A 20,402-nucleotide genomic window follows, 5' to 3' on the forward strand; every position below is an offset into this window, starting at 1 on the left:
GTCCATAAGTAGTCGCCCACAAAAAAGCCGATGCAGTGCATCGGCTTTTTGTTTGCGGCAATGACCGCAAGGTTTACTTATACGTTGAAACGGAAGTGCATGACGTCGCCATCTTTGACGATGTATTCCTTGCCTTCAAGGCGCCACTTACCGGCTTCCTTGGTGCCGGCTTCACCCTTGTACTGGATGAAGTCGTTGTAGGCGATGACTTCGGCGCGGATAAAGCCTTTTTCGAAGTCGGTGTGGATTACGCCGGCAGCCTGTGGCGCGGTGGCGCCGACTTTGACGGTCCAGGCGCGGACTTCTTCGACACCGGCGGTGAAGTAAGTCTGCAGGTGCAGCATTTCGTAGCCGGCGCGGATCACACGGTTCAAGCCAGGCTCTTCCAGGCCCAGCGCCTCGAGGAACATGTCTTTTTCTTCGCCGTCATCCAGCTCGGCAATTTCGGCTTCGATCTTGTTGCACACCGGCACCACGATCGCGCCTTCTTCCTCGGCGATGGCCTTGACCACGTCGAGCAACGGGTTGTTCTCAAAGCCGTCTTCAGCGACGTTGGCGATGTACATCACCGGCTTGGTGGTCAGCAGGTGGAAGCCTTTGATCACTGCTTTTTCATCGGCATTCATGCTCTTCATCAGGCTGCGCGCTGGCTTGCCCAGGGTGAAGTGAGCGATCAATTGCTCCAGCAGGCCTTTCTGGACCACGGCATCCTTGTCGCCGCCCTTGGCGTTACGCGCGACTTTCTGCAGTTGTTTCTCGCAGCTGTCGAGGTCGGCGAAGATCAGTTCCAGGTCGATGATCTCGATGTCGCGCTTCGGGTCGACGCTGTTGGAGACGTGAATCACGTTCTCGTCTTCAAAGCAGCGGACCACGTGGGCGATGGCATCGGTTTCACGGATGTTGGCCAGGAACTTGTTGCCCAGGCCTTCACCTTTCGACGCGCCGGCCACCAGGCCTGCGATGTCGACGAATTCCATGGTGGTCGGCAGGATGCGCTTTGGATTGACGATAGCCGCCAGCTCCTGCAAGCGCGGGTCCGGCATGGCCACGATACCGCTGTTGGGTTCGATGGTGCAGAAGGGGAAGTTCTCCGCCGCAATACCGGACTTGGTCAAGGCGTTGAACAGGGTGGATTTGCCGACGTTGGGCAGGCCGACGATGCCGCAATTGAATCCCATGGTGTTTCCCCTCGGTAAGAGTCAGGCCTTCTGGCTGTGCAGGTTTTTCATCGCACGGTTCCATTCACCGGCGAAGATATCCGGCAGCACGCCGAGGGCAAAGTCGATGCTGGCATCGAGTTTTTCCTGTTCGGCGCGTCGCGCACGACCCAGGACGAAATTTGAAACCATACTGGCAACGCCTGGGTGGCCAATGCCGAGCCGCAGACGGTAAAAATTATTCTGATTGCCCAGCTGCGCGATGATGTCGCGCAGGCCATTGTGCCCGCCATGCCCGCCGCCCAACTTGAGTTTGGCAACGCCGGGTGGCAGGTCCAGTTCGTCATGGGCCACCAGGATTTCTTCGGGTTTGATCCGGAAGAAGCCCGCAAGCGCCGCGACGGCTTGGCCGCTGCGGTTCATGTAGGTGGTGGGAATCAGCAGACGAACATCCTGACCTTGATGCGAAAAGCGTCCGGTCAGGCCAAAATATTTGCGATCGGCCACAAGGTTTACGCCTTGGGCGTGGGCGATACGCTCAACAAAAAGGGCCCCCGCGTTATGCCGGGTCTGTTCGTATTCGGCGCCTGGATTTCCCAGGCCAACGATCAGTTTAATGGCAGTCACGACAGGGGCCCTTCCTTTGGAGTTGTGGATAACATCGCCGCAACCTGCGTGCGGCGAAAGTGGACGACAAGAGATCATTTACTCAAGAGTAAACGCCGCGTTATCGCCCGCTTTCTCGCTACGTTTCGGTCCGCGATGTTTCCTCAAGCTCCGGCAATACAGAGTGAATTACTCTGCAGCGCCTTCTTCTTCAGCTTCTGGAGCAACGCGTGGAGCGTGAACGTTGGCAACAGCTTTGTCATCACCGTGAGCCAGTGCGACAAATTCAACGCCTTTAGGGGCCTTGAGGTCGGACAGGTGAACGATGGCGCCGATTTCCAGAGCCGACAGGTCGACTTCGATGAACTCAGGCAGGTCTTTCGGCAGGCAGGTCACTTCGATTTCGTTCAGGACGTGCGAGATCTCGCCGCCTTTCTTGACCGGAGCTTCTTCGCCAACGAAGTGCACTGGAACGATAGCGGTCAGTTTCTGACCGGCTACAACGCGTACAAAGTCAGCGTGCAGCACGTGGCCTTTGGCCGGGTGACGTTGCAGAGCTTTGATGATCACGTTTTGCTTGGTGCCGCCAACGTTCAGTTCGATAACGTGGCTGTAAGCAGCATCGTTTTCGAGCAGTTTGGCGATTTCTTTAGCCAGCATGCTGATGGATTCAGGGGCTTTTTCGCCACCGTAAACTACAGCTGGAACCAGGCTTGCGAGACGACGCAGGCGGCGGCTCGCACCTTTCCCCAGGTCGGAACGCAGTTCAGCATTCAAAGTAAAATCGTTCATGTTGTATCTCCAAAATAACCACATTCGCCCCAGCGTTTGCGACCAGCGCTAAAGGCGATATGGGCAAAAAAGCCCCGCCCCAACAGTATGCTGGGGCGGGGCGCTTTTCGTCAGGTTGAGGTCGCTAAGGTGTGAACCTTAACGGAACATCGCGCTGATCGATTCTTCGTTGCTGATGCGGCGAACCGCCTCGGCAACTACCGGTGCGATATCCAGTTGACGGATACGCGAACAGGCTTGAGCTGCTGCGGACAACGGGATGGTGTTAGTCACCACCAGTTCGTCCAGCATGGAGTTCTCGATGTTCTCGATCGCTCGGCCCGACAGCACAGGGTGTGTGCAGTAGGCGAAGACTTTTGCGGCACCGTGCTCTTTCAGGGCTTTCGCCGCGTGGCACAGTGTGCCGGCGGTGTCGACCATGTCATCAACCAGAATACAGGTACGCCCTTCGACATCACCGATGATATGCATCACTTCAGAGTGATTGGCTTTCTCACGGCGTTTGTCGATGATCCCGAGGTCAACGCCCAGGGATTTGGCAACGGCCCGTGCACGCACGACGCCACCAATGTCCGGGGACACGATCATCAGGTTTTCAAAGCGCTGGTCTTCGATGTCATCCACCAATACTGGGGAGCCGTAGATGTTATCTACCGGGATATCGAAGAACCCCTGAATTTGGTCAGCGTGCAGGTCAACCGTGAGAACACGGTCGATGCCTACCACGGTCAGCATGTCAGCAACGACTTTCGCGCTGATAGCCACACGTGCGGAACGCGGACGGCGATCCTGACGGGCATAACCAAAGTAAGGGATTACAGCTGTGATTCGAGTCGCTGAGGAGCGGCGGAAGGCATCAGCCATCACGACGAGTTCCATCAGGTTATCGTTGGTCGGAGCGCAGGTCGGCTGAATAATGAAGACATCTTTACCGCGGACGTTTTCATTGATCTCGGCTGTAATTTCGCCGTCGGAGAACTTACCGACAGAGATGTCACCGAGAGGGATATGCAGCTGACGTACGACACGTCGAGCCAGATCGGGGTTGGCGTTCCCCGTAAAGACCATCATCTTGGACACGCGCAGTACCTAGAGGCTGAGGGTAACCTGGATGAGTATTAGAAAATGGCAGGGGCGGCTGGATTCGAACCAACGCATGGCAGGATCAAAACCTGCTGCCTTACCGCTTGGCGACGCCCCTGTATCTGTTGCAACGAGTACCCAGTACTCGGTTCCTTTAGAGCAGACTTTGCAGCTTGCGATGCAACATCGAAACGTTGCTTCCCTTTGCTACAAACCCTGTAAGGGTCTCTGTAAGAAGGGCCGAGACTTTATCAGCTTCAGCTTTGCTTGGGAAGCCCCCAAACACACAACTTCCAGTTCCGGTTAATTTTGCTTCGGTAAATTTACCTAACAAATTCAAAGCGTTACGTACCTCTGGATAACGCCTTGCTACAACCGGTAAGCAGTCATTTCGACTGTTTCCCTTGGGAACGGGGCGCACTTTAATGGGAGGAGAGTTACGTGTCAACAGTGGATCTGAAAAAATTTCTGCTGTACTTACAGATACTTGCGGAACAAGCACGACATACCACGGCTCTTCGGGGTATTCCGGGGTGAGTTTCTCACCCACGCCCTCGGCAAAAGCGGCGTGCCCACGCACGAAAACCGGGACGTCAGCGCCCAGCGTCAGGCCCAGCGTAGCCAGGCGATCGTGGTCCCAACCCAGTTGCCACAAGTGATTGAGGCCGAGCAACGTCGTCGCGGCATTTGAGCTGCCACCACCAATGCCGCCACCCATAGGCAAAATTTTATCGATCCAGATGTCGATGCCCAGGGTGCAACCGGATTGTTCCTGAAGTTTTTTCGCGGCCTTCACAATCAGGTTGCTGTCGTGGGGCACGCCTTCGAATTCGGTGTGCAACTGAATCACGCCATCATCGCGTACGGCGAAGGTCAGTTCGTCGCCGTAGTCCAGAAATTGAAACAGCGTCTGCAGCTCGTGGTAGCCGTCTTCACGGCGACCCAGAATGTGCAGCATCAAATTGAGTTTGGCGGGGGAGGGCAGCGTCAGCGTTGTAACAGTCACGTTTATTGCCCCAGCTTGCGCGGTTGCCAGTCCTTGATCACCAGCGTGACATCAAGGTCGGTGCCATGCAGCTTAATGCGCTCGGGCAGCCAGTAACCGCTTTGTTGCACGTAGCTGAGGTACTCCACCTGCCAGCCATCCTGTTCCAGCGTGGCCAGCCGACTGTCGCCATTGAGGCTCAGGCGACTTTTGCTGTCCGGCGCGGGCAAACCGCGAACCCACCACACCAGGTGCGAAACGGGCAGCTTCCAGCCCATTTGCTGCTCCAGCAATTCTTCCGGCGACGCCGCTTCATAGCGTCCCTGGTTGGCCACTTCCAGGCTGACTTGCCCCGGGCGTCCCGTCAGGCGAGCTGCGCCGCGGCCAAGTGGGCCGGACAGGCGAATGTCGTAATAGTCCTGGCGCTGCAGCCAGAACAACGTGCCGCTGCCGGAATCTTTTGGCGCGCGAACCCCGACCTTGCCTTCGATCTGCCAGCCATCAATGCTGCTGAGCTGATCCTTGTGTTGTTTCCATTGCGCCGGGTTGCCCTGGCCTTCAACGGATTCGCGGGCGCCGAAACCCGCGCAACCGGCGAGCAGGGCGATGAAGCTGAAAACAATGACGTGGCGCAAGAACATAAGCTTAAAGGGTCTCGGATCCGGTCAGGCGCTTGATGGTGCCGCGCAGGATAGGGCTTTCGGGTTGTTCCTTGAGGAATTTTTCCCAGATTTGTCGCGCTTCGCGCTGCTTGCCATTGGCCCACAGCACTTCGCCAAGGTGGGCGGCCACTTCCTGGTCGGGGAAGCGTTCCAGTGCCTGGCGCAGCAAACGTTCGGCTTCGTCCAGGTTGCCCAGGCGGTAATTGACCCAGCCCAGGCTGTCGAGCACGGCCGGGTCTTCCGGATTTAGCTTGTGGGCTTGCTCGATCAGCACCTTGGCTTCGGCGTAGCGCGTCGTACGGTCGGACAAGGTGTAACCCAGGGCGTTCAGCGCCATGGCGTTGTCCGGGTCACGCTTGATGATCAGGCGCAGGTCTTTTTCCATCTGCGCCAGGTCATTGCGTTTTTCCGCCTGCATGGCGCGGGTGTACAGCAGATTCAAATCGTCGGGGTATTGCAGCAAGGCTTGTTGCAGCAATTTCCAGGCGCGTTCGCCCTGCTTGTTGGCCGATAAGGTTTCGGCCTGGATCAGGTACAGCTGGATCGCGTAGTCCGGTTCGGCATCGCGCGCTGCGGCCAGGCGTTTTTCCGCCTCGTCGGTGCGGCCGTTGCTCATCAGGATGTCAGCCTGGCGCAATTGGGCCGGCAGGTAGTCGTTGCCAGGGCCGACCTGAGCGTACTCAAGCAGCGCCGCCTGCGGGTCGTTGCGCTCTTCAGCGATACGGCCGAGGTTCAGGTGCGCCGAGTCCACATGGCTTTCGCGTTGGATCAGCTCTTCCAGATAGCCCTTGGCCTCGTCCCAGGCCTTGGCTTCCAGGCATACCAGGGCCAGGGAGTAGCGCAATTCATCGTCGTCCGGGTATTGCTGGACCAGATTGGCGAACTGCACCTTGGCGTCGTCCATACGGTCCTGCTCAACCAGCGTGCGCGCATAGGTCAGGCGCAGGCGCTTGTCGTCCGGATACTTCTTGATGCTCTTTTCCAGCAGAGGAATCGCTTCCTTGCCGCGATTGAGGTTCTGCAGCAGGCGCGCACGCAGCAAAATCGGTGCGATCTCGCCGTCTTCCGGCGGGTTCTGCTCCAGCAGCTTGAGTGCGGCGTCGGCTTCATCATCCTGTTGCAGCAGTAACGCCTTGCCGAAAATCAGTTGGCTGTTCTTTGGGTGTTTTTGCAGCAGGCGGTCGAAACTCTTCATCAGGCCATTGCGCGTGTCCTGGTCGGTGTCGGCAGCCGACAGCGCGAGGAAGTCGAAATGCGTGTCGCCCTTGCCCAGCAGGACTTTCTCCATATAGACCATGGAGTCGTCATAGCGCCCCGCGCGCGCCAGTTGAATGGCCGCGGCCCGCTGCGCTTCCAGGTCGTCCGGTGCGTTTCTCGCCCAGATCAGCGAGGTGTCCAGCGCAGCCTGGTCAGCGCCCAGGTATTCGGCGATGCGAAACGCGCGCTCCGAAATGCCCGGATCCTGGGTGTTGATGGCCTGGGTCACGTAGTTATCCAGGGCAATATCGAAACGATTGCGCTGGCCGGCGAGTTCCGCGGTCAGCAGGCTGTAGATCGTTTCTTCATTGAACGAGGAATAAACCTTGGGCTTTTCAGGGGCGGGGGTGCTGTCTTCAACCGGCGGCGTACCGTCCGGCGACACGGGTGCCAAGGCCTGGCAGCCGCTGAGGAAGACAAAAGCAAGGAGCAACGCGGAAGATCTATTCATATAGGAAGAGGACGACTAACCTGCGGTCGGATCATCATGACACAAGCCTTCGGCCAAACATAACCGAGTCTCAGTTGGCGCCTTTATAGGCATAAGCTACTAGGACAATAGACGACGGTGGTTGTTCTGGATCTTTCGAAGTAGGACAATTGTCGGCTTCCCGACATCATCAGCGATATTGAATGGCCTTCCTCGCACTCGGTATTAACCACAAGACTGCTTCCGTAGACGTGCGCGAGCGCGTGGCGTTTACGCCAGAGCAGTTGGTTGAGGCCTTGCAGCAGCTCTGCCGGCTCACCGACAGCCGCGAAGCTGCGATCCTTTCGACCTGCAATCGCAGTGAGCTTTATATAGAGCAGGAACATCTTTCAGCGGATGGGGTGCTGCGCTGGCTGGCCGATTATCACCATTTAAGCCTCGATGACCTGCGCGCCAGTGCGTATGTGCACGAAGAGGATGCGGCAGTTCGTCACATGATGCGCGTCGCCTCAGGGCTCGACTCGCTGGTGTTGGGCGAACCGCAGATCCTTGGCCAGATGAAATCCGCCTATGCCGTGGCCCGCGAGGCCGGCACCGTGGGGCCACTGCTGGGGCGGCTGTTCCAGGCCACTTTCAACTCGGCCAAGCAGGTGCGCACCGACACTGCCATCGGTGAAAACCCGGTGTCCGTAGCGTTTGCCGCCGTCAGCCTGGCCAAACAGATTTTCAGCGACTTGCAGCGCAGCCAGGCCTTGCTGATCGGCGCCGGTGAAACCATCACTCTGGTGGCGCGCCATCTGCACGACCTGGGTGTGAAGCGCATTGTGGTCGCCAACCGAACCCTGGAACGCGCGAGCATTCTTGCCGAGCAGTTTGGCGCCCACGCCGTGCTGCTGTCGGATATCCCGGCTGAACTGGTGCGCAGCGATATCGTCATCAGCTCCACCGCCAGCCAGTTGCCGATTCTTGGCAAAGGCGCGGTCGAGAGCGCGCTGAAGCTGCGCAAGCACAAACCGATCTTCATGGTGGATATCGCTGTTCCCCGCGACATCGAGCCAGAAGTCGGCGAGTTGGACGACGTTTACCTCTACAGCGTCGACGATCTGCACGAAGTGGTTGCCGAAAACCTCAAGAGTCGCCAGGGCGCCGCCCAGGCCGCCGAGGAAATGGTCAGCACCGGCGCCGAAGACTTCATGGTGCGCCTGCGCGAACTGGCGGCGGTCGACGTGCTCAAGGCGTATCGTCAGCAGGGCGAACGCCTGCGTGACGAGGAATTGATCAAGGCCCAGCGTCTGCTGGCCAACGGCAGCAGCGCCGAAGAGGTGCTGATGCAACTGGCGCGTGGCCTGACCAACAAGTTGCTTCACGCCCCCAGCGTTCAGTTGAAAAAGCTTACCGCCGAAGGCCGCCTTGATGCGCTGGCCATGGCCCAGGAACTCTTTGCCCTCGGTGAGGGCGCGTCAGATAGCTCTTCGGATAAAAAACCGCAATGAAAGCGTCACTGCTCAATAAACTGGACGTGCTCCAGGACCGTTTCGAAGAACTGACCGCCTTGCTCGGCGATGGCGAGGTCATCTCCGATCAGGCCAAGTTCCGCGCCTATTCCAAGGAATACGCCGAAGTTGAGCCGATTGTGGTCACCTACAAACACCTGATGAAAGTGCAGGCCGACCTCGAAGGCGCCCAGGCGCTGCTCAAGGACAGCGACCCGGACATGCGCGAAATGGCCGTGGAAGAAGTTCGCGAGGCCAAGGAAAAACTGGCTGAGCTGGAAGGCGACCTGCAGCGCATGCTGCTGCCCAAAGACCCCAACGACGGGCGCAACGTGTTCCTCGAAATCCGTGCCGGCACCGGTGGCGACGAGGCGGCGATCTTCTCTGGCGACCTGTTCCGCATGTACTCGCGCTACGCTGAGCGTCGTGGTTGGCGCGTCGAGATTCTGTCCGAGAACGAAGGCGAACACGGCGGCTATAAAGAAGTTATCGCGCGGGTTGAAGGCGATAACGTCTACGGCAAACTGAAATTCGAATCCGGGGCACACCGTGTGCAGCGGGTGCCGGCGACAGAATCCCAAGGCCGTATCCACACCTCGGCGTGCACCGTGGCCGTGTTGCCAGAGCCCGACGAGCAGGAAGCCATCGAGATCAATCCGGCGGACTTGCGTGTCGACACCTACCGCTCATCGGGCGCCGGTGGTCAGCACGTCAACAAGACCGACTCGGCGATCCGCATCACGCACTTGCCGTCGGGCATCGTGGTGGAGTGCCAGGAAGAACGTTCCCAGCACAAGAACCGTGCGCGGGCCATGTCCTGGCTGTCGGCCAAGCTCAACGACCAGCAGACCAGCGCCGCCGCTAACGCGATTGCCAGCGAGCGCAAGTTGCTGGTGGGTTCGGGCGACCGCTCCGAGCGCATCCGTACCTACAACTTTGCCCAGGGCCGGGTCACCGACCACCGGGTCAACCTCACGCTTTACTCCCTCGACGAGATTCTTGCTGGCGGTGTGGATGCAGTGATCGAACCGTTGCTCGCCGAATACCAGGCCGACCAATTGGCGGCGATAGGTGAATAAATGACCATCATTGCCAGCCTGCTGCGCGCCGCAGACCTGCCCGACTCGCCCACTGCGCGTCTGGATGTGGAGTTGTTGCTGGCTGCGGCCTTGGGTAAATCGCGCAGCTACCTGCACACCTGGCCGGAAAAAATCGTCAGCAGCGAACATGCGCTGACCTTTGCCGACTATTTGCAACGTCGTCGTGGCGGTGAGCCGGTGGCGTATATCCTCGGCCAGCAAGGCTTCTGGAAGCTGGACCTGGAGGTCGCGCCTCACACGCTGATCCCGCGTCCGGAAACCGAGCTATTGGTGGAAGCCGCGCTGGAACTGTTGCCCGCCACGCCTGCCAAGGTTCTGGACCTGGGCACCGGCAGCGGCGCCATCGCCCTGGCCCTGGCCAGCGAACGTCCGGCCTGGCAGGTCACGGCGGTTGACCGCGTGCTCGAAGCCGTGGCCCTGGCTGAACGCAATCGCCAGCGCCTGCACCTGAAAAACGCCACAGTGTTGAACAGTCATTGGTTCAGCGCCCTGCAAGATCAAACCTTCGACCTGATCATCAGCAACCCGCCGTACATTGCCGATAACGATCCCCATCTGGTGGCCGGCGACGTGCGTTTTGAACCGGCCAGCGCGCTGGTGGCGGGGCATGATGGCCTGGATGACTTGCGGTTGATCATCGCCGAATCTCCAGCCCACTTGAATGCGGCTGGCTGGCTGTTACTCGAACATGGCTACGATCAGGCGGCGGCCGTGCGTGACCTGCTGCTTGGCGCAGGCTTTGAAGAGGTGCACAGCCGCCTTGACCTCGGTGACCACGAACGCATCACCCTGGGGCGCCGGCCGTGCTGACCGACCAGGAGCTGTTGCGCTATAGCCGACAGATTCTGTTGCAACATGTCGACATCGACGGCCAATTGCGCCTGAAAAACGCCCGCGCGTTGATCATTGGCCTGGGCGGGCTGGGCGCGCCGGTGGCGCTGTACCTGGCGGCAGCCGGTGTAGGCGAGCTGCACCTGGCGGACTTTGACACTGTCGACCTGACCAATCTGCAACGTCAGATCATCCACGACACCGAGAGTGTCGGACAGACCAAGGTCGATTCGGCCCTGCGTCGTCTCGCGGCGATCAACCCTGAAGTCAAACTGCTTGCTCACCGCGCAGCGCTGGATGCCGATTCACTGGCCGCGGCGGTAGCGGCGGTGGACGTGGTGCTCGATTGCAGCGACAACTTCTCCACCCGTGAAGCGGTGAACGCGGCCTGTGTTGCCGCCGCCAAGCCGTTGATCAGCGGCGCGGCGATTCGCCTGGAAGGGCAATTGTCGGTGTTCGACCCGCGTCGCGCCGACAGCCCGTGTTACCACTGTTTATATGGGCACGGCAGCGACACCGAACTGACCTGCAGCGAAGCCGGCGTCGTCGGTCCGTTGGTTGGCGTGGTCGGCAGCCTGCAAGCACTGGAAGCCATGAAATTGCTGGCCGGTTTCGGTGAGCCGCTGGTGGGCCGCTTGTTGCTGATTGATGCGTTGACCACACGTTTTCGCGAACTGCGCGTCAAGCGCGACCCCGGTTGCAGCGTGTGCGGGACGCAGCATGGTTAAGAGCGCGCCCATCGGTGTGTTCGATTCCGGCATCGGCGGCTTGACCGTGCTGGACGAAATTCAGCAGTTATTGCCCCATGAGTCGCTGCTGTACGTGGCTGATTGCGGGCATATCCCCTACGGCGAGAAAACCCCGGCATTCATTCTTGAGCGCTCCCGGCGTGTCGCCGAATTTTTCCGCGAGCAAGGCGCCAAGGCGTTTGTGATTGCCTGCAACACGGCGACCGTCGCCGCCGTCGCCGATTTGCGCCAGGACTATCCCGACTGGCCCCTGGTAGGCATGGAGCCCGCCGTCAAACCCGCCGCCGCCGCCACTCGCAGCGGCGTGGTGGGTGTTCTCGCCACCACTGGCACCCTGCAAAGCGCCAAGTTCGCCGCTTTGCTCGATCGCTTCGCCACCGACGTGCGTGTGATCACCCAGCCATGCCCGGGCCTGGTGGAGTTGATTGAAAGCGGCGACCTCGACAGCCCCGAACTGCGCCAGATGTTGCGCGGCTATGTCGAACCGCTGCTCAGCGCCGGCTGCGACACGATCATTCTGGGCTGCACCCACTATCCCTTCCTCAAGCCGCTTCTGGCGCAGATGCTTGCCCCGAGCATCATCCTGATCGATACCGGCGCTGCCGTGGCACGCCAGCTCAAGCGTTTGCTGGGCGAGCGTGACCTGCTGGCCAGCGGCAACCCTGAGCCGGCCCGGTTCTGGACGAGCGGTAACGTCGATCATTTAAGAAATATCCTACCTACACTATGGAAACATTCCGGAGTTGTGCGAAGCTTCGACGCGTGAAAAATTCGTGAAATACCGGGGTTAGACGCTGAACTTCTGGCTATGCGCGCGCTTCTATAGCGAGTTAGCTTGTACCAAACCATACAACTTCGTTCTCAAGGACTGTTTCTTATGAAGCGCTTGTTCTGTTTGGCTGCGATTGCGGCCGCCGTGGTAGGACACTCTGTTTCGGCCCAGGCCGCTGGCCTGGAATTTGGTGTGGGGAGCACCAGCGATTCGACCATGACCTATCGGTTGGGGCTGACATCGGATTGGGATAAAAGCTGGTGGCAGAGCGATACCGGCCGGTTGACCGGCTACTGGAGCGGCGCGTACACCTACTGGGAAGGCGACAAACGTGCGGGCGCCAGCAGCCTGTCGTTCTCGCCGGTATTTGTGTATGAGTTTGCCGGGGCATCGGTAAAACCTTACATCGAGGCCGGCATCGGCGTGGCCGCGTTCTCGCGCACACGCCTGGAAGACAACAACATCGGCCAGTCCTTCCAGTTCGAAGACCGCCTGGGCTTTGGTTTGCGTTTTACCGGTGGGCATGAGGTGGGCATTCGTGCCACGCACTATTCCAACGCGGGCATCAGCAGCAATAACGATGGGGTAGAGAGCTACTCGTTGCACTACACCTTGCCGTTGTAAATCATCAGGCACCTGCTGAGTAATGTGGGAGCTGGCTTGCCTGCGATGCAGACACCTCGGTCTATCAGTTACACCGAAGTGATGCTATCGCAGGCAAGCCAGCTCGCACATTTTGATTTTCATCTACCTCAGGATCAGCGATACGCCGTCGCAATCCCTTCACGCTCGGTGAGGCATTCCGGTGCACCCATCTCGAACTCCCGGCAGATCAGCGGCCGTCGCTCGTAAATCGTGCACATCATCGTGTCCCGGTCCAGCGCCGCACACCAGCCATCATCCAGACGCAGCATCACTTCGCCGCCCCAATCGTCCGTATCGATATAGCGCTCCGGCACGCCGGTGTCGGTGATCAGCATCACTTCCAATTGGCAACAGCAGGCCGCGCACGTCGAGCAAGTGACGGCGGGTTCGGTGATTTGAGTGTGGGGGATGTTGGTCATAGGCGCGCAGTGTAAGGCAAGCGTGTCAGGTAGGTGTGAAAGCTCTGACGGACGTCAGTGCCCCAGTTGTCGGGCGATCCAGTGCAGCACCGGGAACACCAGCGCCCAAAGCAGCGCCAGGCCAATCAGGGTTGGCGCCGTGCCGTAGCCGAAACTCACGCCGGCCAATTGGCTGCCCGCGTAATAAGACAACGGCCCGCCGACCGCGCCCAACACGCTGGCGCGCCACCAGGGCTGGGCACTCCAGGCCAGGCAATGGCGTAGCGTGGTGGCGAGCAACGCCCACAGCAACACCAGCCAAAACGGGATCAGTGGCCCCGGAAAACTGAAATGAAAGACGCCAAAGGTGCGCAATGCGGTATCCACCACAGTGCCAAACAACGTGACGGCGAGGATCACCTGGCCTTCCCGCGACCATGAACTTATCCACAGCAGGTGGATGGCCAGCACTGCACCGACCACCAGCAACCATTCGCTGTCGCCCCCCAGCACACAGGCAAACCAGCCGCACTGGAACAGTACGGCGTTCGCCAGCGATTTAAGCACTGAAGCGCCCGAGCAAGGGTGGGTTGATTGCCGCAGGTTTTGCCAGCAGCAACTGCGCGGTGCCTATCGTACGTTCCATGAACCCACCTTCGCAGTAGCACAAATAGAATTCCCACAAGCGCAGGAAGTATTCGTCGTAGCCCAACTCGGCAAGGCGGCCATGGGCGCGGCGGAAGTTCTCATGCCACAGGCGCAGGGTTTTTGCGTAGTGCAGGCCGAAGTCTTCCATGTGCAGCAGGTTCATGTCGGTGTCGCGGCTGACGATGTGCAGCATGTTCTGCACGCAGGGCAGGGCGCCGCCGGGGAAAATATAGCGCTGGATGAAATCGACGCTGTTCTTGGCCTGCTCAAAACGCTGCTCGCGAATCGTGATGGCTTGCAGCAGCATCAGGCCGTCGCTCTTGAGCAAATGCGCGCACTGCTTGAAGTAGGTCGGCAGGAAGCGATGGCCCACCGCCTCGATCATCTCGATGGACACCAGCTTGTCGTATTGACCGGTCAGGTCGCGGTAGTCCTGCAACAACAGGATCACCTGGCCCTGCAGTCCCAGGGCATCGATGCGCTTTTGGGTGTAGGCAAACTGCTCTTTGGACAAGGTCGTGGTGGTGACTTTGCAGCCGTAATGCTGCGCTGCGTACAGCGCCATGCTGCCCCAGCCGGTGCCGATTTCGAGCAGATGGTCGGTGGGCTTGAGTGCGAGCTTTTGGCAGATGCGTTCCAGCTTGTTCAATTGCGCCTGTTCCAGGGTGTCATCGGGCGTCAGAAATTGCGCCGCCGAGTACATCATGGTCGGGTCGAGGAATTCTTCGAACAGGTCATTGCCCAGGTCATAGTGGGCGGCGATGTTTTTCTGCGAGCCCTTGCGCGTATTGCGGTTGAGCCAGTGCAGGCCTTGAGTGAAGGGGCGTGCCAGGCGCGCCAGGCCACCTTCCATGGCGTCTAGCACCTCCAGGTTGCTGACCATCACGCGCACCACGGCGGTCAAGTCCGGGCTGGTCCAGTAACCGTGGATAAACGCCTCGCCGGCGCCGATCGATCCGTTGGCCGCCACCAGGCCCCACACCGCCGAGTCGAGGATCTGGATTTCCCCCAGCAGGTGCGCTTCGCGGGCACCGAACACTTGGCGTTCGCCGTCCTCGATCACCACCAGTTGGCCGTGGCGCAGTTGGCTGAGTTGGCGCAGCACGGCCTTGCGCAGCAATGCGCTGGTCATGCCGTTGACGTTCAGGCGATTGGTCTTGACCGATAAGCTAGGGGATTTCATGGCGGCGATCCTTGGTATACCCGACTGCGGTGCGAGAGGCGCCATCGGCGGCCTGATGGGAAAAAATCGGTGTGCGTTTGAGCAACAGGCGCATGGCCTGCCAGTAAATGGCCAGGCACGTCTTGGCGGTCATCCACGGGAAGCGCCACAGGTAGCGATGCAGGCTGGCGCGGTTCAACGCTTCCTTGTGCAGGCTCAGCGTGGCCTCGAAAACCTTCAACTCACCTTGCCAGTCGGCCATGTGCACGCCGAGCTTGGCGGCGGGCGGGCTGAAACTCATGCGGTATTCCAGGTCGCGTGGCAAAAACGGCGACACATGGAAGGCCTTGGCCACGGCGAAGTGCTGATGCTCATCGGCGCCGAGCGCCTGGGCCGGCAGCACGTAGTGATAGCGCTCGCGCCATGGGGTGTTAGTCACTTCACACAGGATCGCGGCCAGTTGCCCATCGGCCTCGAAGCAGTAGAAGAAACTCACCGGGTTAAAAGCCAGGCCCCAACTGCGAGCCTGGCTCAGCAGGCAGATAACGCCCTGGGGCTCGCGCCCCAGCGCCTTGCCAACTTCCTGGCGCACGGCATCGCTCAAGCTCATGCCGTGGCGCGTGAATTCACGCAGGTAATCCTGCTGGCGAAAGCCAAAGGGCGCCAGGCGACCAGCGCCGGCCAGGGGCGACAGCCCGAGCACTTCGTCTTGTTCGCTCAAATCCAGGTACAGCAGGCCGATGCGGTAGCGAAAGGCGTGAGCCTTGGGCGCAAACCGGCGATGGGCGATCCAGCCGCTGTACAGGGCGCTGTTCACAGGGTTTCTCCAAAGGCTTGAGCCACGCGCAATGCGCTGACCACGCCGTCTTCGTGGAAACCATTGGCCCAGTAGGCGCCGCAAAAAAAGGTGTTGCGCGTGCCCGCCAATTCTTCCCAGCGCGCTTGGGCAGCGACCGCCGCGAGGCTGTATTGCGGGTGCGCGTAGGTGTAGCGCGCGAGGATCTTCAGCGGGTTGATCATCGGCGTCTGGTTGAGGCTGACGCAAAAGGTGGTGGCGCTGTCGATGCCTTGCAGAATGTTCATGTCGTAAGTGACGGCGGCCTGGGTTTGGGTATCGCCGGTCAGCCGATAATTCCAGCTGGCCCAGGCGAGCTTGCGGTCCGGCAGCAGGCGCGTGTCGGTGTGCAGCACCACATCGTTGTCGGCGTAAGGCAGCGCGCCGAGGATTTCCTGTTCCGCCGTGCTGGGGTCGGCCAGCAAGGCCAGGGCCTGGTCGCTGTGGCAGGCCAACACGACCCGGTCAAACGTCTCGCTGCCAGCAGCGCTGTGGATCACAACGCCCTCGTCGGTGCGCTCGACGTTATGCACCGGGCAATTGAGGCGCACCTGTTCGCGAAAGCTGCGCGTCAGCGGCTCGATGTAGCTGCTCGACCCGCCCTCGATCACGCACCACTGCGGCCGGTTGTTCACCGAGAGCAAACCGTGGTTCTTGAAAAAGCGCACAAAGAACTGCAACGGAAAGCCGAGCATGTCAGCCAGGGACATCGACCAGATCGCCGCGCCCATCGGCACGATGTAATGCCGGATAAAGCGTGGGCCGTAGCCGCCGGCTTCGAGGTAATCGCCCAGGGTCATCTCGGCGCTGATGCGTTGTTCATGCAGGTCCAGCGGCGCCTGGCGATTGAAGCGCAGAATATCGCGCAACATGCCCCAGAACCCTGGCGACAGCATATTGCGGCGTTGGGCAAACAGGCTGTTGAGGTTGTTGCCGTTGTACTCGAATCCGGCGCTTTGGTCGCATACCGAAAAACTCATTTCGGTGGGTTTGAAGCTGACGCCAATCTGCCCCAGCAAGCGAATGAAGTTGGGGTAGGTCCAGTCGTTGAACACGATAAACCCGGTGTCCACCGCGTAGCTTTGACCCTCAACCGTGACGTCGACCGTGTGGGTATGCCCGCCGATGCGCTCGCCCGCTTCGAACACAGTGATGTCGTGGCGACGGCTGAGCAGGTAAGCGCTGGTCAGCCCGGCGATGCCGCTGCCGATAATGGCGATCTTCACAGGTCGTCCTTCTTCGGTGGCGGGCTGCGCAACATGCGTTTGCCGATGATCAATTGCGCACGGTTGGGCAGCTTCGACAGCGGCCACAAGGTGGCGATAAACATGGCGGGAAAGGCGATTTCCAGCGGACGTTTTGCCAGCTTGGCGAAGATATGCCGCGCGGCCTTGTCGGCGGACCAGCTCAGGGGCATCGGGAAGTCGTTGCGTTCGGTCAGCGGTGTGTCGACAAAGCCCGGGCTGATCACGGTGACGTCGATGTTCTCGGGCGACAGGCTGATGCGCAGGGATTCGAACAGGTAGCGCAGCCCGGCCTTGGACGCACCATAGGCTTCGGCGCGGGGCATGGGCAGGTAGGTGACGGCGCTGGCCACGCCGACCAGGTGCGGCGAATGCCCGGCGCGCAACAGCGGCAGCGCGGCTTCGATGCAATAGCTGCTGGCCAGCAAGTTGGTGCGCACCACGTACTCGACAATCGATGCATCAAATTGCTTGGCATCGACATATTCACAGGTGCCGGCGTTGAGAATGACCGTATCGACGGAGCCCCAGACCACGCCGATATGCTCGCCGATCTCACGCACGGTCTGGCTGTTGGTCAGGTCGCCGGCCACCACCAGCACTTGGCCTGGATAACGTTGGGCGAGGGCTTCCAGCGGGCCTTTCGTGCGTGAGCTGAGGGCCACGTGGGCGCCGCTGTTGAGCAGCTCCACGGCCAGCGACGCGCCAATGCCACTGCTGGCGCCAGTCAGCCAATATCGGCGGGGCGGTGTAAGGCTCATCCCATTCTCCTTTTCAGCCAACTGATGACCCGACCGACTACTGGCAGGTGTTCGTAGAGCAGAGCGCCTGCATCGAAATAATCCCGGTGCCGGTACACCTTGTCGCGCCACATCAGGTGTGAGCAGCCTTCAACCCGGATCACTTTGCCGCTGTTCAGGCGCGGGTGGCAAAAACTCATCTTCCAGCGCAGGTAGCCTTCGCCTTCGGCCACCTGGTCGAAGCCGTGAAAGTCAAAACGCAGCTGGCTCACATTGCCATACAGTTCGGTGAAATAGCGGTGCAGGGCCGTCAGCCCGTGCACTTCATGCAGCGGGTCGGTGAAGGCGATGTCCTTGCTGTACAGGCTGTCGAGCAGGTGCAGGTTGTGCTTGTCCAGCGTCGCAAAGGCCTGGGCGAACCGCTGCAGGAAGTCACTCATGTTCGGCAACCCCCTGGCGCGAGGGCAGGCTGCGGAAGGCGGCCAGGGCGCGTTCGCGGGACTTTTTCAAGTCGACGATAGCGCGTGGGTAATCGGCCACGCCAAACAGGCCGCCGACCACCTCGGGGTTGTGCACTTCCTTCTTGTTCAGCGCCGCCAGTTCCGGCAGCCAGTGCTTGATAAACACGCCTTCGCTGTCGAATTTTTCCGACTGGCTCAGCGGGCTGAAAATCCGGAAATACGGCGCCGAGTCGGTGCCGGTGGAGGAGCTCCACTGCCAGCCGCCGTTGTTGGCGGCCAGGTCGCCGTCGATCAGGTGGCGCATGAAGAAGCGCTCGCCTTCGCGCCAGTCGATCAGCAGGTTCTTGGTCAGGAACATCGCGACCACCATGCGCAGGCGATTGTGCATCCAGCCGGTTTCGAGCAACTGGCGCATGGCGGCGTCGATGATCGGCAGGCCGGTGCGCGCTTGCTGCCAGGCGGCGAGGTCCTTGGGCGCATCGCGCCAGGCCACTGCTTCGGTCTCGGGACGAAACGCACGGTGGCGCGACACCCGTGGATAGCCGACCAGAATGTGCTTGTAGAACTCGCGCCAGAGCAGCTCGTTAATCCACGTGATCGCGCCGATGTCGCCGCTTTCAAACTCGCCCTGGTTGGTTTGCAAGGCGGCATGCAGGCACTGGCGTGGCGAGACCACGCCGGCGGCAAGGTAGGCGGACAGTTGGCTGGTGCCGGGTTTGGCCGGGAAGTCGCGCTCATCTTTGTAGTAGCTGATTTGTTGATCGGCGAAGGCGTCGAGGCGGCGGCGTGCTTCGTCTTCACCGGCCGGCCAGAGCGCGCGCAAGGCTTCGCTGGGCGGCTCGAACCCTTGGACCTGTGCAGGTATCGGATCGCTTTTGAGCTTGATCGGCGCCTGGGCTTTGGGTGTTGCCACCAAGCGGGGAAGGGCGCTGTGCAGGCGGCTGTAGCAGACCTTGCGGAACTGGCTGAAGACCTGGAAGTACGTGCCGCTTTTGGTCAGCACGCTGCCGGGCTGGAAGAACAATTGGTCCAGGTAGCTGTGGAACGTCACGCCCTGGGCTTCCAGAGCCTGGGCCACGGCGGCATCGCGGCGGGTTTCGTGGATGCCGTATTCCTCGTTGACGTGGACCGACTCGACCGACAGCTCCCGACACAGCGTGCCGAGTACGGCGGGCGCCTGGTCCCAGGTGGCGGTGGTGCGGATCAGCAGGGGAATGTTCAGCTCGCCGAGCGCCTGGCTCAAGTGCTGCAGGTTGCGCAGCCAGAAGTCGACTTTGCACGGTGCATCATCGTGGGCCAGCCACTGTTCGGGAGTGATCAGGTACACGGCCGCAACCGGGCCTCGCTGGCAGGCGGCGGCCAGGGCGGTGTTGTCGTGTAGGCGCAGGTCGGTGCGCAGCCAGATCAAATGCATTTAAAGAAGTCCACGCTGGATCAGAATCAAGTGGGCCGACAACGGGTCTTCGGCCACGAACAACTCAGGGGTTTCACGGGTTAATACGGCCAACTCGGCCTGGTGGATGCATACCGTTGGTCCGGCAATCAGCGTCGGGCAACCGACGCCGCCCAGCAGCTTGGTGAGTGTCGACACCTGCAGGGCCTTGCTCGAATACAGCAGCACGGCCCGCGGTTGCAGGTGCTCCACTGCTAACGCCAACTCACCGACCGGCAACGGCCAATCGAAGACTTCCACTGGGCAATCGGCGCTGCTGGCCAGCCAGGCGCTGAGCCACAGATGCGGCTCCAGCGGCAGGTCCGAGTGGTTGACCAGCAGCAGCGGGGCGCCTTGCAGCTGGCGATTGTTGTGATAGATGCGTGCACCGAACTTGCTGCGCAGCCAAGACAGGAAAAATACCCGCTCCATCTGCGCGCCGAACTGGCCTTGCCAGCGCTGCTCGAGTTCCTGGAGCAGCGGCAGCAGCAACTGTTCGCACAGGGTACGTGGCGGGTACAACGCCATGGCTTGGTTGAACGCATCGTCGACCCGGCGCTCGGCCAACGCGCTGATGGCGCCCACCAGGTTCTGGCGCAGGGCGTGCCATTCGTTTTCGACGGTGTCGGGGCTGACCTGGGCGGAGTCGATCAAGCCTTTGACCTGACTGACCGGCACACCGCGGTTGAGCCAGGTCAGGATGGTGTGGATGCGTTGCACGTGTTCGGCGCTGAACAGCCGGTGGCCCTTGGGCGTGCGCTGGGGCACGATCAGGCCGTAGCGGCGTTCCCAGGCGCGCAGGGTCACGGCGTTGACGCCGGTCTGGCGCGCCACTTCGCGAATCGGCAGCCAGCCGTCTTGGAGGGCTTGGGCGATGTCTTCGCCGGGTTCGTCTTGCAGGGCAGCTTTCATAATGTACT

The 20,402-nt window shown here is 60.5% G+C and carries 22 protein-coding genes and 1 tRNA gene; 6 read left to right on the forward strand and 17 right to left on the reverse strand.

The window, feature by feature from the left end; all coding sequences use genetic code 11:
* Positions 1 to 77: 77 nt before the first annotated feature.
* From ychF to NTD89_RS23930, 8 genes are all read right to left on the reverse strand, one after another.
* Positions 78 to 1,178, reverse strand: a complete 1,101-nt coding sequence (gene ychF, locus NTD89_RS23895) for a redox-regulated ATPase YchF (protein ID WP_101266309.1) — start codon at positions 1,176 to 1,178, stop codon at positions 78 to 80.
* Positions 1,179 to 1,199: 21 nt separating this feature from the next.
* On the reverse strand, positions 1,200 to 1,784 hold the full coding sequence (pth, locus tag NTD89_RS23900) for an aminoacyl-tRNA hydrolase (RefSeq protein ID WP_262210047.1): 585 nt from the start codon (positions 1,782 to 1,784) through the stop codon (positions 1,200 to 1,202).
* Between the two features lie 168 nt (positions 1,785 to 1,952).
* On the reverse strand, positions 1,953 to 2,555 hold the full coding sequence (locus tag NTD89_RS23905; RefSeq protein WP_106578554.1) for a 50S ribosomal protein L25/general stress protein Ctc: 603 nt from the start codon (positions 2,553 to 2,555) through the stop codon (positions 1,953 to 1,955).
* A 138-nt stretch (positions 2,556 to 2,693) separates the two neighbouring features.
* Positions 2,694 to 3,635, reverse strand: a complete 942-nt coding sequence (locus NTD89_RS23910; protein ID WP_003208392.1) for a ribose-phosphate pyrophosphokinase — start codon at positions 3,633 to 3,635, stop codon at positions 2,694 to 2,696.
* 46 nt (positions 3,636 to 3,681) lie between these two features.
* A tRNA-Gln gene (locus tag NTD89_RS23915) sits at positions 3,682 to 3,756 on the reverse strand.
* Positions 3,757 to 3,792: 36 nt separating this feature from the next.
* Complete coding sequence (gene ispE, locus NTD89_RS23920) at positions 3,793 to 4,596, reverse strand: 4-(cytidine 5'-diphospho)-2-C-methyl-D-erythritol kinase (protein WP_256676513.1); 804 nt, start codon at positions 4,594 to 4,596, stop codon at positions 3,793 to 3,795.
* 50 nt (positions 4,597 to 4,646) lie between these two features.
* Complete coding sequence (gene lolB, locus NTD89_RS23925) at positions 4,647 to 5,264, reverse strand: lipoprotein insertase outer membrane protein LolB (protein WP_177016585.1); 618 nt, start codon at positions 5,262 to 5,264, stop codon at positions 4,647 to 4,649.
* A gap of 4 nt (positions 5,265 to 5,268) precedes the next feature.
* The gene (locus NTD89_RS23930; protein WP_262210049.1) at positions 5,269 to 6,993 is read right to left on the reverse strand and encodes a tetratricopeptide repeat protein; all 1,725 of its coding nucleotides are present in this window, start codon (positions 6,991 to 6,993) and stop codon (positions 5,269 to 5,271) included.
* 182 nt (positions 6,994 to 7,175) lie between these two features.
* Between NTD89_RS23930 and hemA the strand changes: the two genes are divergently transcribed.
* The 6 genes from hemA (at position 7,176) to NTD89_RS23960 (ending at position 12,541) form a co-directional block, all read left to right on the forward strand.
* Positions 7,176 to 8,465, forward strand: a complete 1,290-nt coding sequence (hemA, locus tag NTD89_RS23935) for a glutamyl-tRNA reductase (RefSeq protein ID WP_106578558.1) — start codon at positions 7,176 to 7,178, stop codon at positions 8,463 to 8,465.
* Positions 8,462 to 9,544 carry a peptide chain release factor 1 gene (gene prfA / locus NTD89_RS23940; RefSeq protein WP_262210051.1) on the forward strand — a complete coding sequence of 361 codons (1,083 nt, stop codon included), beginning with the start codon at positions 8,462 to 8,464 and terminating at the stop codon, positions 9,542 to 9,544. The genes hemA and prfA overlap by 4 nt, the downstream gene beginning before the upstream one ends.
* On the forward strand, positions 9,545 to 10,375 hold the full coding sequence (gene prmC / locus NTD89_RS23945; RefSeq protein ID WP_262210053.1) for a peptide chain release factor N(5)-glutamine methyltransferase: 831 nt from the start codon (positions 9,545 to 9,547) through the stop codon (positions 10,373 to 10,375).
* On the forward strand, positions 10,369 to 11,124 hold the full coding sequence (gene moeB, locus NTD89_RS23950) for a molybdopterin-synthase adenylyltransferase MoeB (RefSeq protein ID WP_262210054.1): 756 nt from the start codon (positions 10,369 to 10,371) through the stop codon (positions 11,122 to 11,124). Before prmC ends, moeB begins: the two co-directional genes overlap by 7 nt.
* Positions 11,117 to 11,911 carry a glutamate racemase gene (gene murI, locus NTD89_RS23955; protein WP_242194843.1) on the forward strand — a complete coding sequence of 265 codons (795 nt, stop codon included), beginning with the start codon at positions 11,117 to 11,119 and terminating at the stop codon, positions 11,909 to 11,911. The genes moeB and murI overlap by 8 nt, the downstream gene beginning before the upstream one ends.
* A 111-nt stretch (positions 11,912 to 12,022) precedes the next feature.
* Positions 12,023 to 12,541, forward strand: a complete 519-nt coding sequence (locus NTD89_RS23960) for an acyloxyacyl hydrolase (RefSeq protein WP_145165577.1) — start codon at positions 12,023 to 12,025, stop codon at positions 12,539 to 12,541.
* Positions 12,542 to 12,675: 134 nt separating this feature from the next.
* On the opposite strand, the gene NTD89_RS23965 is transcribed toward NTD89_RS23960, so the two are convergent.
* The 9 genes from NTD89_RS23965 to NTD89_RS24005 are packed head-to-tail and all read right to left on the reverse strand — an operon-like array spanning position 12,676 to position 20,394.
* Positions 12,676 to 12,981 carry a YkgJ family cysteine cluster protein gene (locus tag NTD89_RS23965; protein WP_016977069.1) on the reverse strand — a complete coding sequence of 102 codons (306 nt, stop codon included), beginning with the start codon at positions 12,979 to 12,981 and terminating at the stop codon, positions 12,676 to 12,678.
* 54 nt (positions 12,982 to 13,035) lie between these two features.
* On the reverse strand, positions 13,036 to 13,527 hold the full coding sequence (locus tag NTD89_RS23970) for a DUF2878 domain-containing protein (RefSeq protein WP_145165578.1): 492 nt from the start codon (positions 13,525 to 13,527) through the stop codon (positions 13,036 to 13,038).
* A complete protein-coding gene (locus NTD89_RS23975) occupies positions 13,520 to 14,791 on the reverse strand; it encodes an SAM-dependent methyltransferase (protein WP_262210056.1) in 1,272 nt (423 codons plus the stop codon). Before NTD89_RS23975 ends, NTD89_RS23970 begins: the two co-directional genes overlap by 8 nt.
* Complete coding sequence (locus tag NTD89_RS23980) at positions 14,778 to 15,587, reverse strand: DUF1365 domain-containing protein (RefSeq protein WP_262210057.1); 810 nt, start codon at positions 15,585 to 15,587, stop codon at positions 14,778 to 14,780. The genes NTD89_RS23975 and NTD89_RS23980 overlap by 14 nt, the downstream gene beginning before the upstream one ends.
* Positions 15,584 to 16,831 carry an NAD(P)/FAD-dependent oxidoreductase gene (locus NTD89_RS23985; RefSeq protein WP_262210058.1) on the reverse strand — a complete coding sequence of 416 codons (1,248 nt, stop codon included), beginning with the start codon at positions 16,829 to 16,831 and terminating at the stop codon, positions 15,584 to 15,586. The genes NTD89_RS23980 and NTD89_RS23985 overlap by 4 nt, the downstream gene beginning before the upstream one ends.
* Positions 16,828 to 17,610, reverse strand: a complete 783-nt coding sequence (locus NTD89_RS23990; RefSeq protein WP_106578568.1) for an SDR family NAD(P)-dependent oxidoreductase — start codon at positions 17,608 to 17,610, stop codon at positions 16,828 to 16,830. The genes NTD89_RS23985 and NTD89_RS23990 overlap by 4 nt, the downstream gene beginning before the upstream one ends.
* Positions 17,607 to 18,029: a nuclear transport factor 2 family protein gene (locus tag NTD89_RS23995; RefSeq protein WP_262210060.1), complete on the reverse strand. Its 423-nt coding sequence runs from the start codon at positions 18,027 to 18,029 to the stop codon at positions 17,607 to 17,609. Before NTD89_RS23995 ends, NTD89_RS23990 begins: the two co-directional genes overlap by 4 nt.
* Entirely contained in the window at positions 18,022 to 19,464 is a 1,443-nt protein-coding gene (gene phrB / locus NTD89_RS24000) for a deoxyribodipyrimidine photo-lyase (protein WP_262210061.1), read from the reverse strand. The genes NTD89_RS23995 and phrB overlap by 8 nt, the downstream gene beginning before the upstream one ends.
* Positions 19,465 to 20,394, reverse strand: coding sequence for a MerR family transcriptional regulator (locus NTD89_RS24005; protein WP_262210063.1), 930 nt, complete (start codon positions 20,392 to 20,394; stop codon positions 19,465 to 19,467). It lies immediately after the preceding gene.
* Between the last annotated feature and the right edge of the window lie 8 nt (positions 20,395 to 20,402).

Source organism: Pseudomonas sp. 14P_5.3_Bac1, assembly GCF_025466135.1.
GTDB lineage: Bacteria > Pseudomonadota > Gammaproteobacteria > Pseudomonadales > Pseudomonadaceae > Aquipseudomonas.